Source organism: Arthrobacter sp. B2060, from assembly GCF_059090445.1.
The window spans coordinates 189,876-203,247 of the sequence record NZ_JBNHFR010000005.1 but is presented as its reverse complement, the minus strand read 5'-3'; the positions used below and the strand labels follow the sequence as shown (position 1 = coordinate 203,247).

General features: G+C 65.4%; 12 protein-coding genes. 4 read left to right on the top strand and 8 right to left on the bottom strand.

The genetic code is table 11. The features are described from left to right. Positions 1-25: 25 nt before the first annotated feature. The 5 genes from AC5RUM_RS11405 to mnmA form a co-directional block, all read right to left on the bottom strand. Positions 26-1,735 carry an ABC transporter ATP-binding protein gene (locus tag AC5RUM_RS11405; protein ID WP_494035030.1) on the bottom strand — a complete coding sequence of 570 codons (1,710 nt, stop codon included), beginning with the start codon at positions 1,733-1,735 and terminating at the stop codon, positions 26-28. Further along, positions 1,732-2,751, bottom strand: a complete 1,020-nt coding sequence (locus tag AC5RUM_RS11400) for an ABC transporter permease (protein WP_494035029.1) — start codon at positions 2,749-2,751, stop codon at positions 1,732-1,734. The genes AC5RUM_RS11405 and AC5RUM_RS11400 overlap by 4 nt, the downstream gene beginning before the upstream one ends. A gap of 7 nt (positions 2,752-2,758) precedes the next feature. Beyond that, positions 2,759-3,850, bottom strand: coding sequence for an ABC transporter permease (locus tag AC5RUM_RS11395; protein WP_494035028.1), 1,092 nt, complete (start codon positions 3,848-3,850; stop codon positions 2,759-2,761). 122 nt (positions 3,851-3,972) lie between these two features. Further along, complete coding sequence (locus AC5RUM_RS11390) at positions 3,973-5,604, bottom strand: ABC transporter substrate-binding protein (protein ID WP_494035027.1); 1,632 nt, start codon at positions 5,602-5,604, stop codon at positions 3,973-3,975. A 241-nt stretch (positions 5,605-5,845) separates the two neighbouring features. Beyond that, complete coding sequence (gene mnmA / locus AC5RUM_RS11385; RefSeq protein ID WP_494035026.1) at positions 5,846-6,988, bottom strand: tRNA 2-thiouridine(34) synthase MnmA; 1,143 nt, start codon at positions 6,986-6,988, stop codon at positions 5,846-5,848. Positions 6,989-7,208: 220 nt separating this feature from the next. On the opposite strand from mnmA, the gene AC5RUM_RS11380 reads away from it, so the two are divergent. Further along, entirely contained in the window at positions 7,209-8,462 is a 1,254-nt protein-coding gene (locus AC5RUM_RS11380; RefSeq protein ID WP_494035025.1) for an NAD(P)/FAD-dependent oxidoreductase, read from the top strand. Here the strand turns inward: AC5RUM_RS11380 and AC5RUM_RS11375 are convergent. Both AC5RUM_RS11375 and AC5RUM_RS11370 read right to left on the bottom strand, forming a co-directional pair. Then, positions 8,441-9,670, bottom strand: a complete 1,230-nt coding sequence (locus tag AC5RUM_RS11375) for a cysteine desulfurase family protein (protein WP_494035024.1) — start codon at positions 9,668-9,670, stop codon at positions 8,441-8,443. The two genes, AC5RUM_RS11380 and AC5RUM_RS11375, sit on opposite strands and share 22 nt — an antisense overlap. A 38-nt stretch (positions 9,671-9,708) precedes the next feature. After that, positions 9,709-10,383: a helix-turn-helix transcriptional regulator gene (locus AC5RUM_RS11370; RefSeq protein ID WP_494035023.1), complete on the bottom strand. Its 675-nt coding sequence runs from the start codon at positions 10,381-10,383 to the stop codon at positions 9,709-9,711. Positions 10,384-10,473: 90 nt separating this feature from the next. Between AC5RUM_RS11370 and AC5RUM_RS11365 the strand changes: the two genes are divergently transcribed. Next, entirely contained in the window at positions 10,474-10,890 is a 417-nt protein-coding gene (locus AC5RUM_RS11365) for a hypothetical protein (RefSeq protein WP_494035022.1), read from the top strand. Positions 10,891-10,898: 8 nt separating this feature from the next. Here the strand turns inward: AC5RUM_RS11365 and AC5RUM_RS11360 are convergent, their stop codons facing one another. After that, positions 10,899-11,618: a hypothetical protein gene (locus AC5RUM_RS11360; protein WP_494035021.1), complete on the bottom strand. Its 720-nt coding sequence runs from the start codon at positions 11,616-11,618 to the stop codon at positions 10,899-10,901. A gap of 217 nt (positions 11,619-11,835) precedes the next feature. Between AC5RUM_RS11360 and AC5RUM_RS11355 the strand changes: the two genes are divergently transcribed. Together AC5RUM_RS11355 and AC5RUM_RS11350 are read left to right on the top strand one after the other, a co-directional pair. Beyond that, positions 11,836-12,783, top strand: coding sequence for a J domain-containing protein (locus AC5RUM_RS11355; protein ID WP_494035020.1), 948 nt, complete (start codon positions 11,836-11,838; stop codon positions 12,781-12,783). 42 nt (positions 12,784-12,825) lie between these two features. Further along, entirely contained in the window at positions 12,826-13,293 is a 468-nt protein-coding gene (locus AC5RUM_RS11350; RefSeq protein WP_494035019.1) for a tRNA (cytidine(34)-2'-O)-methyltransferase, read from the top strand. Positions 13,294-13,372: the final 79 nt, after the last annotated feature.

Sequence of the window (13,372 nt, the reverse complement as noted above, 5' to 3'; positions counted from 1 at the left end):
GACCGCACGAACCCGCACGAACCCGCTAGATACCCAGCAGGGCCCGGTGGTCCTCCCTGCGCCTGGCCTGCTCGGCGGGATCCGGCACCGGGAGCGAGGCGATGAGCCGCTTCGTGTAGTCATGCCGCGGTGCGCCCATCACCTGGTGGCCGATCCCCTGCTCCACCAGCTTGCCCTTGTAGAGCACGCCCACCCAGTGCGACAGCATGTCCACGACGGCAAGGTCATGGCTGATGAACAGCGCCGCGAACCCGAACTCCTGCTGGATGTCCTTGAACAGCTCAAGGACTTTCGCCTGCACCGAAACGTCGAGGGCCGACGTCGGCTCGTCCGCGATCAGCAGCTTGGGGTTCAGGATCAGTGCCCGGGCCAGTGACGCCCTTTGGCGCTGTCCGCCGGACAGCTCGTGCGGAAAGCGGTCGGCGTACGACGCCGGCAACTGGACTGATTCGAGCAACTCCCCTACGCGTCTGCGCGCCTGGGCGGGGGTCGGGTTTGCGTGGATGATGAGCGGCTCCGCCACACAGTCCCCGATGGTCAGCTGGGGATTGAAGGATGCGGCGGGGTCCTGGAACACGAAACCGATTTCCTTGCGGAGCGGCTTGAACGTCCTCTCCTTGAGGTGCAGCATTTCGTAGCCCAGCACGTTCAGGCTGCCGCCGGTAGTGCGGTTCAGGCCCGCGATGGCCCGGCCGATGGTGGTTTTGCCGGAGCCGGACTCACCCACGAGACCAAAAACTTCCCCCTCAGAGACAGTGAAGCTGACACCGTCCACCGCCTTGAAGGCGGGAGTGCCGAGGCGGCCGGGATACTCGATGGTCAGGCCGCTGGCCTCAACCAGGATCTTCCCGCCCTGACGGGCCCGCTCCACCATCCCTTCCGAGGCCGAATGACGGCCCAAGTGGGGAACGGCTGCCAGCAGCTTCTTGGTGTAGTCCTGCCGGGGTTCGGCGAAGAGTGACTTTGCCGGTGCCTCCTCCACGACGTCGCCCTGGTACATCACCACGACGCGGTCGGCCAGATCAGCCACGACGCCCATATTATGCGTGATGAGCACTATGGACGTCCCGTACTTGTCCCGCAGATCCCTCAAAAGCTCCAGGATCTCCGCCTGAACGGTGACGTCCAGTGCGGTGGTGGGCTCATCCGCCACGATCAGGCCGGGGTTCAGGGCAAGCGCCGCGGCGATGACCACGCGCTGTTTCTGCCCGCCCGAGAACTGGTGGGGATAGTAGTTGACGCGTTGCTCCGGATCGGGGATCCCCACCTTCCGGAGGGCGTCGATGGCCCTGGCCTTCGCTTCCCTGGCGGAGACACGTTTGCCGCCGGCCGCGTGGGCACGGATGCCCTCGGCGATCTGCCAGCCAACAGTGAAGACTGGGTTCAGCGCCGTTGACGGTTCCTGGAAGACCATCGCCACGTCGCGTCCCCGGATCTGCCGAAGCGTGGCGGCGCTGACGCTGATGACGTTGTTGCCGTTGATCAGCACGGCGCCGCCGCTCGTGGCAGTCTCCGGCAACAGGCCGAGGATCGCTTTTGCGGTGACGGTCTTGCCGGAGCCGGATTCACCGACGATGGCGAGTACCTCACCGGCCCTGACCTCGAGGCTGACGTCCTTGACCGCATGGACGTCGCCGGCGTCGGTGGCGAACGTGACCTTGAGGTTGTCAATGTCGAGGACGGGCCGCCCCGCCGGCTTGGGTTGGTCCGTAAAGGGATCCAGGTTGATGGTCAAAGTACTCTCGATTCTGCTTGCAGGGCCGCCTGGGCGCCTGCGGTCGAGTCCCGGCCGCCGGTCCCGGAAGCTGCCTTCCTGCGGCCGCGCAGGCGGGGATCGTTCAGGTCATTGATGCTCTCCCCGACGAGCGTGAGGCCCAGCACCGTCCAGACGATCGCGAGGCCGGGGAACACGCCGGTCCACCAGATGCCGGAGGTCGTGTCCGCGAGCGCCTGTTTCAGGTCGAAACCCCATTCAGCGGCCGAGCTGGGCTCGATGCCGAAACCCAGGAAGCCAAGCCCCGCCAGCGTCAGGATCGCTTCGGAGGCGTTGAGCGTGAAAATCAGGGGCAAGGTCCGCGTGGCATTCCGGTAGATGTGCCTGCCCATGATGCGGATGTTGGAAGCACCCACCACCTTGGCAGACTCGACGAAGGGCTCCGCCTTGAGCCGGATGGTTTCCGCCCTGATGACACGGAAGTACTGCGGAATGAACACCACCGTGATGGAGATGGCCGCCGCGAGCACGCCGCCGAACAGGCTCGACTGGCCGCCGCTGATGACGATGGCCATGACGATGGCCACGAGCAGCGACGGAAACGCGTAGATGGCGTCCGCGACAACCACGAGGACGCGGTCCAGCCAGCCGCCGAGGTAACCGCTCACCAGGCCCAGGATGACGCCGGCAAAGATGGACAGGACCACGGCCACCACGATGACGAGCACAGCGGTCTGGGAGCCCCACACAACACGGGAAAAGACGTCGTAGCCGCCGACAGTCGTGCCGAGGAAATGCTTCCCGCCGGGTGCCTGCTGCGCAGGAAAACTGCCGGCGGCGTCGGACAGCTGCGAGTAGCCGTAAGGAGCGATAAGCGGAGCGAAGAGGGCTGTCAGGAGGAAAGCTCCGGTCAGGACGAGACCAGTGACGAGCATGCCGCGCTGCAGTCCCACGCTCTTGTTGTAGTGCGAAATGACGGGAAGCCTCTTGATCAGGGGAGCCCTGCGGTCAACGGTGGCTTGCACGGAAGGATTCATGCCCATCTCAGTACCTCACGCGGGGATCGATGAGCGCGGCCACAACGTCCACGATGAAATTGGTGACGGCCACGATGACGGCCAGGAGCACCACGATGCCCTGTACCGCCACAAAATCCCGGGCTGTCAGGTAGTTGACCAGCTGGAACCCCAGGCCTTTCCATTCAAAGGTGGTTTCCGTGAGCACCGCGCCTCCAAGGAGCACGGCGATCTGCAGCCCCATCACCGTGATGATCGGGATGAGGGCAGGCTTGAAGGCGTGCCTGGTGACGAGCCGGTATTCGCTGACGCCGCGCGACCGCCCGGCTTCGATATAGTCCTTGCTGAGCGTGCCTATCACGTTGGTGCGGACGAGCCGCAGGAAGATGCCTGCCGTCAGCAGGCCCAGGGCGACGGCTGGCAGGACTGCATGGGCCATGACGTCAGCCAAGGCGGCCATGTTCCCGCTGCGTATGGCGTCCAGCCAGTAGATCCCGGTGGGCGCCTGCAGCCCGGTGAGGGCCAGTTCACTGGATGTCTTGGCACGCCCTGCCACCGGAAGCCAGCCAAGCCACACCGAAAAAGTGAGCTTGAGCAGCAGCCCCGCAAAGAACACCGGGGTTGCATAGCAGAGGATGGCGAAGACGCGCAGCACCGCGTCGGGGGCGTGGTCCCGGCGATGCGCAGCAACCATGCCCAGAGGAATGCCGACGAGCAGCGCGACAACGAGCGCGTTGATGGTCAGTTCCAGTGTGGCCGAACCATAGGTGGCCAGCATCTCAGTGACCCGGCGGTTGTCCGAGAGCGTGGTTCCGAAATTGCCTGTGGCGAGCTGGCCAAGATACTCAAAATACTGGATGGCGAGGGGACGGTCATAGCCCGCGGCGGAAATGCGCTCCTGCAGTTGGTCCGGAGGCAGCCGGCCACCCAGTGCCGCCGTGATGGGATCGCCGGTGATCCGCATCAGGAAGAACACCATGGTGACCAGGATGAAAATCGTGGGGATGATCAGGAGGAACCTGATCATCATGTACTGCCCGAGTCCCCCGCCGGCAGTTTTCTTTTTTGACGGCAGCAGTCCGTCGGCGTCGCTGGGCGGCGCCTCAATGAGAGTTGTCATACTTCCCTAGGTCGTGAGCCTCTGTGGCCGCCGGCCGGGCGGCCATGTGTGCAGTGGCTGCAAGGCGGGACACCGGATTGGCGTCCCGCCTCGCTGGTTGACTGAATCCCGAAGGGACGGACCTACTTGGAGATCACGCCGAGGCGGGTCTTGAAGGACGCATCGAGCGTCTGCTCGACGCCCTTGACGTCAGCCCCGGCAACCATCAGCTGGGCGCCTTGGAGGAGCGGCAGAGTGGAGAGGTCCCTGGCCACAGCCGTCTGGGCTTCACCGAGGATCTTTTCGCGTTCGGCCTTGTCCACAGTGGTGAGCTGCTTCTTCACCAGATCCGTGACAGCCGGGTTCTCATAGTGGTTCTTGAGGAAGTTGCCCGGTACGAAGAACGGGGTGAGGTAGTTGTCGGCGTCGGAGTAGTCGGGGAACCAGCCCAACTGGTACACCGGGTAGGCGTCCGCCGTGCGGGCCTTGGAGTACGTGACCCACTCCGTGGACTGCAGGTCAACCTTGAACAGTCCGGACTTCTCCAGCTGTTCCTTGATCATGGCGTACTCGTCTCCGGAGGACTTGCCATAGTGGTCCGGGTTGTACTGGAGCTTGATGTTGACGGTGCCCGGAATCCCCGCATCGGCCAAAACCTGCTTGGCCTTGTCCAGGCTGGGCTTTCCGGTGCCGTCCCCGTACATCTCCTTCAGCGGCTGGACCGCTCCGGCGAATCCTTCCGGCACAACCGAATAGGCCGGCAGGTAGGTGCCCTTGTAGACCTGTGTGGCAATGGCTTCACGATCTACGATGTGCGCCATGGCCTGGCGCACCGCGAGGGCCTTCTTGGGATCGGCATCGGCGGTCTTGGCACCGAAGGGCATGGTGTCGAAATTGAACACGATATAGCGCAGCTCCCCGCCCGGGCCCTTGTGTACCTTGACCTTGGAGTCCTTTTCCAGGTCGGCCGCGTCCGTAGCCGTGAGACTACGGCCGGCAACGTCGATGTTGCCCTGTTGCACGTCCAGCTTCAGGTTGTTCGAGTCGGCATAGTACTTGATGTTGGCGCCGTCGTTTGCGGGCTTGCCCAGCAGGCCCTTGTAGTCCGGGTTGGCCTTGAGGCTGACGAGTTCGTTCTTCTTGTAGCTCTCGATGGTGTACTGGCCAGCGAACGGCCTGGCCTTGACGATCTCGTCATCGCCCATCACCTTGTCCGCCGGAAAGACTTCTTCGTCGACGATCGGTCCGGAGTTGGCGGCGAGAACGCCCGGGAAGACCTGGTCGTTGCCTGCCTTGAGCGTGAAGACCACTGTGGAATCATCCGTGGCCGCAACAGACTTCAGATTCCCCAGGAGGGAAGCGGGCCCATTTGGGTCGGCGATCTTGACCACCCGGTCGATGGAGAATTTGACGTCCGAGGACGTGAGGGCGTGGCCGTTGGCGAACTTGAGATCCGGCTTGAGCTTGACGGTGTATTCCGTGGGGCTCGTGAAGGAGGCCGATTCGGCGATATCAGGGGATGCATCGGCGCTTCCCGGCTTGGCATTCAGGAGGAACGGGTAGATCTGGTTCATCACCATGAAGGATCCGGCATCGTAGGAGCCGGCCGGATCGAGGGTGACGACTTTGTCGGTAGTGCCGTAGGTGATGGTGCCGCCGCCAGCCTCGCCGGTGGATGTGCCACCACCCGAGGGGCCCGTGCAGGCAGTCAGTGCGAAAGCGGACACGCCTGCGAGCGCGATAGCGCTCCGCACGGCCTTGTTGTTCATTGCCATCTGTGAACTTTCTGTTCGATGAAGACACGCGGAGCCTGCAGGATTGGTGCGGGCGGCGCGTTGGCCTGATGCCTTGATTGAATCAGACGGTTGCCCGGTGAAACGATGCATCTTGTGAGATGAGACACAAAATTTACCATAGCCAGACTCAAAACCTACTCGCGGGTACGAAAGACGGCCGGCGGAAAATCCGCCGGCCGTCCTGTGGTCCGAAAATCGGGTTTGGCTACGTCAAGATTGGCTACTTCAGTTCAGCGCGCTGCAGCGAGCGGGCGGCATCGATGGTGGCCTGGCCAAGGACCCGGCTGCCCTGGTACAGCACCACTGTCTGACCGGGCGCAACGCCCCTCAGGGGATCCGTCAGCGTCACCACGAGGCTGTCCCGTTCCACGCCGCTGTCATCAGCAGCGCGCTCAACCCGGGCACGTGCGGGCACGGGGTCGCCGTGCGCACGGACCTGCGCGTGGCAGTCGAAGTCGGCGCCTGTGCCCACCTCGCCGATGGGCAGCCCCGCCCAGGAGACCTTGATGCCGCGGATCTCGTCGATGGCCAGGAGAGCCTCCGGCCCGACCACCACCTTGTTCTCCTTGGGCCGGATTTCGAGGACGAACCTGGGCTTGCCGTCGGCAGCCGGCCGTCCGAGCTTCAGGCCGCGGCGCTGCCCCACGGTGAACGCGTTGGCCCCGGGGTGCTCGCCTACCTTGGATCCGGTCTCGTCCACGATATCCCCGGTGGTCATCTCGATCTTCTCCGCCAGCCAGCCGGCTGTGTCGCCGTCCGGGATGAAGCAGATGTCATGGCTGTCCGGCTTGTTTGCCACGGACAGCCCGCGCCGTTCGGCTTCTGCCCGCACTTCGGCCTTGGACGGAGTGTCCGCGAGCGGGAACATCGAGTGCTTGAGCTGCTCATGTGTCAGCACCCCGAGGACGTAGCTCTGGTCCTTTGCCCAGTCAGCGGCGCGGTGCAGCTCCGGGTTTCCGTCGGCGTCGTTGATCACCTTCGCGTAATGCCCCGTGCACACGGCATCGAAACCCAGGGCGATTGCCTTCTCCAGCAGGGCGGCGAACTTGATGCGCTCATTGCACCGCATGCAGGGATTCGGCGTGCGGCCCGCGGCGTATTCGTCGATGAAGTCTTGGACCACGTCCTCCTTGAACCGCTCGGAGAAGTCCCACACGTAGTACGGGATGCCCAGAACGTCGCAGGCGCGCCAGGCGTCGCGGGAATCCTCGATGGTGCAGCAGCCCCTGCTTCCCGTGCGCAGGGTGCCGGGCATGCGGGACAGCGCCAGGTGAACCCCGACGACGTCGTGCCCAGCCTCGACGGCGCGGGCGGCGGCAACGGCGGAGTCAACTCCGCCGCTCATGGCTGCTAGAACTCGCATGTAAGCTTTCTGTGGGCTGGTGTGTGGTGTCGGCAGGGTATCCCCGCCGGTCCGTGGGAGCAGGCGACCGAACCTGAAGTTGCACTGCCTGCGTCACTATTCTATCGCCCGGTGGAATCTGACTTAAATTGCCTTGACGGCCGCGCCGCACTCTTCTAACGTCAAAAGAACTGGTTTTAGAGTGCAGACCGCTTGGCCTGCCTGACGAATCGAGCGGACAATGTCCCCTGAGAGCATCGTTATTGCTGGCGCGGGACTGGCCGGGGCCACAGCAGCACGCACGCTGCGCACCGAAGGATTCCTCGGCCGGATCACCATCGCTGGAGCGGAATCGCACCACCCCTACATCAGACCGCCCCTGTCCAAGGAGTATCTGCTCGGCAAGGCCGCCGAGGATGCCGTGGAGGTCGTGCCGGAGAACTGGTACACGGAAAACAACGTCACGCTCCGACTGGGCGTTCCGGTGACCGAGGTGGACCCTGCCGGACACGCTGTCCGCTACGCCGACGGCAATTCCGAGGGCTACGACGCCCTGCTGCTAGCCACCGGCGCACTCCCGCGGCCCCTCAAACTGCCCGGCAGCGGACTCGACGGCGTCACCACATTCCGGACGCTCGACGACAGCCGGCGCCTGCGGGAGCAGCTCTCGGACGGGGGCCGCAATGTGGTCATGATCGGATCCGGCTGGATTGGCATGGAGCTGGCGGCCGCGGCCAGCAGCTACGGAAACCAGGTCACCCTCCTGGGACGGGAGGAGGTGCCGCTCGCAAGTGCCATTGGGCCCGACCTTGGCCGCTTCTTCCGGGCCCTGCATGAAGGCAACGGCGTGCGGTTCCTGCTGCCTTCCTCTGCGCGCGAGATCACCGGCCATGCGGGCAAGGCCACCGGGGTCCTCACCGATTCCGGCGAGCAGCTGCCCGCGGACATCGTGGTAATCGCCGTGGGCGTGGTGCCCGATACGGCCTTGGCCGGCGCGGCCGGCCTGGAGCTCCGGAACGGAATCCTCACCGACGCCTCGCTGAGGACGAGCGCACCGGACATCTTCGCTGCCGGTGACGTTGCAAACGCCCTGCACCCGTTCACGGGAGAACCTGACCGCAGCGAGCACTGGGCCAACGCCCTGAACGGCGGCAAGGTGGCGGGCAAAGCCATGCTCGGCCAGGACGCCGTCCTGGACGCCATCCCGTACTTCTACACGGACCAGTACGACGTCAGCATGGAGTATTCCGGCTTTCCCGCACTCACGGCAGGTGTCGCGCCGGTCATCCGCGGGTCCCTCGAATCGAAGGAATTTGTCGCCTTCTGGCAGCAGCAGGGACGGGTAGTGGCCGGAATGAGCGTCAACTGGCCCCGCTCCAGCAAGCCGAGCGCACAGAAGACCATCAAGGCCCTTATCTCGGCCCGCTCGGCCGTGCCCGCTGCAGCCCTGTCCGACCCGGCGGTGCCCTTTGATCAGCTGATGCCGGACGCCTGACGCGCCACGGTGCCGGCCGTCTGGATCGATGATTCATGGCCGGCCATGCCGGCCTGCCGGGCGCGGGCGTAGGCATCAGGCAGCGCGGCCAGGAGCGCGTCCACGTCCGCTTCGGTCGAGGGATGGCCAAGCGTGAACCGCTGGGCGCCGCGGGCAGTTGCTTCGTCCAGCCCCATGGCAAGCAGCACATGGGAGGGGCGGGGCACACCCGCGGTGCAGGCCGAGCCGGTGGATGATTCGACGCCGGCAAGGTCCAGCAGGAAAAGCAGTGAGTCGCCTTCGCAGCCCGGGAAGGTGAAGTGTGCGTTTCCGGGCAGCCTGCCCGGCCCGGGCGCCCCGCGCAGGACGGCTGCAGGGACGGCGTCGCGGACGCCTGCAATCAGCCGGTCCCTCAACCCGGTGATCCGCACGGACTCCGCGGCCAGGTTCCTCGTTGCGGCCTGGGCGGCGGCGGCAAATGCCGCGATGGAGGCCGTATCCAGGGTGCCGGAGCGGACGTCCCGCTCCTGACCGCCGCCATGCTGAACAGGCGTGAGTTTCACCGCCCGTCCCAGAAGCAGGGCGCCAACCCCCACCGGTCCGCCGATCTTGTGGCCGGAGATGGACATGGCGTCCAGGCCGGACTCCTTGAAATCCACGGGAATGGAACCGAACGCCTGAACGGCATCGGAATGGACAGGGACCCCTGCACGGTGCGACAGCTCGACGATTCGCCGCACCGGCTGAATGGTGCCCACCTCGTTGTTTGCCCACATGACGGTCACGAGGGCGATCGACTGAGGATCACGGCGGAGTTCGGCTTCAAGGACGCCGAGGTCCAGCACCCCGTTCGAGTCCACGGGCAGCCAGGTGACGTCGGCACTTTCGTGCCGCTCCAGCCACTCGACTGTGTCCATAACGGCGTGATGCTCGACGGCGGAGCAGAGGATCCGCCGTCGCGCCGGGTCTTCGGCGCGCCTGGACCAGTAAAGTCCCTTGACGGCGAGGTTGTCGGCCTCGGTTCCGCCCGAGGTAAAGATGACCTCCGACGGATGGGCGCCTGCGGCTGCGGCAATGATTTCCCGGGCGTCCTCCACGGAGCGGCGGGCCCGTCGTCCCGCTCCATGCAGCGATGACGGGTTTCCGGTCCGGGCCAGCTCGCGGGTCAGCGCGGCCAACGCCTCGGCGGCTATGGGTGTGGTGGCGGCATGATCCAGGTAGGCAGGCACGGGTTAATTCTACCTGCGGGGCATGGCACGGCCCGGCGTTATGGCCTGATCCTGGCGCAGCAGCGCCCGGCGGACCGGTCCTCTTGCACCTTCTCTTCGGGCACGCCGCAGGCGGAAGCGGCGCCGCTGAGAAAAGCGCCGTTCATCGCGCACACCACGTCCGTGTGGCCCTCAGCCAACCGATGGAACGGACAGTTCAAGAGGACGATTCCTCCCTGCCCATCGGGAGCGGGGCGGTATCCGACCTGGGTTAGCAGTTGCTCCAGTGGCCCTCCCCCGCCCGCGGCAGCCTGCCCGCGGGAGTATGCCGTGGCGAGGAGAGCCTCGCGGACGGAAGCACCCCCCGACATCGACGACTCGATCGCTGACGCCAGGAGTTCCGCCGCGAGATCGTAACTCCGGTCCGGGACGGACGCACCCACTTCCGCAAGTGCGGGACGGTACAGCTTGGCCGGGCGGCCGGAGCCAGGTCCGCCCTTGGCACCGAGCTTCCTGAATTCGACGGCGAGGAGACCATCGCGCACCAAGCGGTCAAGGTGGAAGGACGCCGTGCTTCGCGGGAGATCCAGAGCTCCTGCGGCATCGTCACGGCCCACGGCCGAGGGCGCCGAGGCGACGTACTCGAAGAGGCGCCGCCGGGTCGCATCCCCCAGCGACGCGAGCGCAGCCAACCGCTCCCCCCACGACAGCTTCGTATTTGATTCACGGGTCATGACTCCAGCGTATCTCTAAAAACAAGATTCATTGCTAAACCGTCTCAGGAGATCTAAAATCAAACTACCTACTTTTAGAAGGAGAGTGTCATGAAAACATCAGCATTGATCGGAAAGGCCCCCACCGGAACGTTGGTGCAGGAGCCGGCTCGCCAAGCATTCCTGCTGCTCCGAACCGTCTTCACCGTGGCACCGATCCTCTTTGGCCTGGACAAATTCCTCAACCTGCTCACCGACTGGACGATCTATCTCGCTCCTGTTGCGACGTCGGTAATCCCGGTGTCTGGGCAGACCTTCATGTATGCCGTGGGGGTCGTAGAAGTCCTCGCAGGGCTGCTGGTCGCATTCCGTCCCCGGATCGGCTCGCTCGTGGTGGCAGCCTGGCTGTTGGGGATCATCGTGAACCTGCTCATCCTGGGCAACTTCTATGACGTTGCCCTGCGCGACTTCGGCCTCTTCGTGGGTGCAGTCGCCCTGAACCGGCTTGCCGTGGCCTCGGGAAAGTAGCCCGGCAGCTACTCAGCAGGCGGCTCAACCGCCAGCCAGCGTCCAACATCCGCCCGGGCGGCGGCGAGAGCGGGAGCCGATGGGCATGCAAGCGTGACGAAAACGGATGAACCCGCCTGGCCGAAGACCCTGGCAAGCATGGCGGCCCTGCCCCTGGGCAGGGCCGCACGCTCAAAGACCAGCACATCAACGGTCGGTCCCGGCTTGCCAGCCTCCCCGCCCCAGCGCAGGACGTCCGCCTTCAAATACTTCGGCAGGATGGTGGGATCAAGATAGGCGAAAAGCCTTTCCGTCGATTCCCGGTCGTTGCCTGCCACAAGCGGCCACTGGTTGGTCCGGACCTTGGCCGCAGCCAGGCAGCCGTCGGATTTCCTGTACTCGCTGGCGCCTCCGGCCGGGGTCCCGGTCCGCCGCCAGCCAGGCGCTTCCGCCAGGCCCTCCGACACCTGCACGGGAACGCCACGGGCCAACGTGGAGCCGGCGGAAAACGGCATGCTGCGCGCGGCGACGGCGGCGGCGTCGTGACCGGGTGTAACGGTGGGGGCGGCCGGCTGCCGGCTGGCAGGCGCAGTCTCCCGGGCACCGGGATCGGGGACCCCCACGCTGCAGGCGCCCAGCACAGTGGCGGCCACCGCGGCCAGCACTGCCCGCGTGGAAAGCGCCAGTCCCCTCTGGACGGACCGCCCGCCCGCCGGGCCACTGCGGCGCGGATCGCTAAGCCCGGCCATCAACACCTCACAATTTCCTCCGCGAATGGGCGTCCGGCAGAAGCCCGGGCGCCATGGTCCTTCGAAGAGTCTAAACGCCGCCGGCCGGCCCTCATGGCCGGCCGGGAACCCGGGATACAGGCATGGACGTTGTCTGACTAGTCCGGCATTACCGGCCGATATGCTTGGCAGACCGGGCGGCGTGCGTGCGCTGGCAACATCAACCGAAGGACCGTGCTTGACCGAGGGAAACAGCTCCCACTACGAGGTACTCCGCGTCCCCGTGACCGCAACGGACAAAGAGATCAAGGTGGCCTACCGCAGGGCAGCACGGGTCTCGCATCCTGACCACGGCGGTGATGCCGCCGCCTTCCGGCAGGTCACCCTTGCCTATGAAACGCTGATCGACCCCCGGCGACGGGCTGCCTACGACCGCTCCTACGCGACAGGAGCCAGGCACCGGAGCAGGGAGGGAGCGGAAGAGGCCCATTTTGATGCGCCGGCCGCAGGAAGCCATGCCTCTGCGACGATCCACCGGCCCGGCACTCCGCGGAACACATCCGGTGACGATCCGGTCTACGTGCCTCCGTTTGATTCGCCCGGTGCTGCCCCGCTGATCCCCTTCGACGTGGCCAGCCGGCAGGTCCACGGGATGCCAAGGAAGCGTGGCATCTTCGGGGCCGAAGCCCGGATCCAGCGGGAAATGCGCACTGTCCAGCTCATCAGCCGGCAGGTTCTCCCGGCCATGCCGGCAGCCCGGCTGATCAACGGGCTGCAGTCTCCCGCGGACAACAGCCACATCGATCACGCAGTACTCTCGGGCTACCGGCTGGCCCTGATCGGGTCCATGCTCCTGCCCAAAGGCGCCTACGCCTGGGACGGGGCCACGCTGAGGCATGGCAGCCGGTCCATCGCTCCCCCGCAGCTGACCCATGTTGTCTGGGCGATGCAGGACATCTTCCCCGAACTGAACGTAACCGGCTGGACAGTGGTCCACAGCCCCGACGGCAACCTACACGAACCGGTCATCGACCACCACCGCCGGTCCCGCGCTTCCTCCGACGTGGTGCAGGTGGTCAACGCCGCAGGGCTCGCCAGGGGTCTCAAGCAATTCCTCGCTTCCGGCCCGGCCCCCAATACTGTCAACGTCCCGGTGTTGGCCAGGCTGCTGAGGGGGATGCACTGAACCAAAAACGGCCCAAGACTCACCCGGTACTAGGATTGAACAGTGTTCCGCATCCTCTTCCATACCCCTGAAATCCCCGGCAATACCGGCAACGCGATACGCCTTGCCGCCATTACCGGGGCCGAACTCCACCTCGTTGAGCCGCTGGGCTTCGATTTCTCGGATGCCAAGCTGCGCCGGGCGGGGCTCGACTACCACGACCTTGCAGTCGTGACCGTTCATCCGGACCTCGAGTCTGCATGGCAGGCCCTGCAGCCGGAGCGGGTCTTTGCCTTCACCTCCGACGGCGAAAAATCGTATACGGACATCGCCTACCGGCCAGGCGACGTGCTGCTGTTCGGCCCGGAGTCGGTGGGCCTGCCGGAACATGTGAAGAACGATCCCCACGTGACCTCGAGGGTGCGGCTGCCCATGCTGCCCTCCCTGCGGTCACTGAATTTGGCCAACGCCGCATCCATCGCGGTGTACGAGGCGTGGCGCCAGCAGGGCTTCGCCGGCGCCAAGGTCTGACGGGCCAGGTCTGACTCGGCCGCTCTGACAACGCCCAGGCGCACCCATCCGGTGCGCCACCCGCACCGAATCACTGCTG

Excerpts from the sequence above, each read along its gene's own strand:
- AC5RUM_RS11380 (WP_494035025.1), top strand. The coding sequence starts at position 7,209 with ATGTCCCCTGAGAGCATCGTTATTGCTGGCGCGGGACTGGCCGGGGCC.
- mnmA (WP_494035026.1), bottom strand. The coding sequence starts at position 6,988 with ATGCGAGTTCTAGCAGCCATGAGCGGCGGAGTTGACTCCGCCGTTGCC.
- AC5RUM_RS11360 (WP_494035021.1), bottom strand. The coding sequence starts at position 11,618 with ATGGCCGGGCTTAGCGATCCGCGCCGCAGTGGCCCGGCGGGCGGGCGG.
- AC5RUM_RS11365 (WP_494035022.1), top strand. The coding sequence starts at position 10,474 with ATGAAAACATCAGCATTGATCGGAAAGGCCCCCACCGGAACGTTGGTG.
- AC5RUM_RS11395 (WP_494035028.1), bottom strand. The coding sequence starts at position 3,850 with ATGACAACTCTCATTGAGGCGCCGCCCAGCGACGCCGACGGACTGCTG.
- AC5RUM_RS11390 (WP_494035027.1), bottom strand. The coding sequence starts at position 5,604 with ATGGCAATGAACAACAAGGCCGTGCGGAGCGCTATCGCGCTCGCAGGC.
- AC5RUM_RS11370 (WP_494035023.1), bottom strand. The coding sequence starts at position 10,383 with ATGACCCGTGAATCAAATACGAAGCTGTCGTGGGGGGAGCGGTTGGCT.
- AC5RUM_RS11400 (WP_494035029.1), bottom strand. The coding sequence starts at position 2,751 with ATGAATCCTTCCGTGCAAGCCACCGTTGACCGCAGGGCTCCCCTGATC.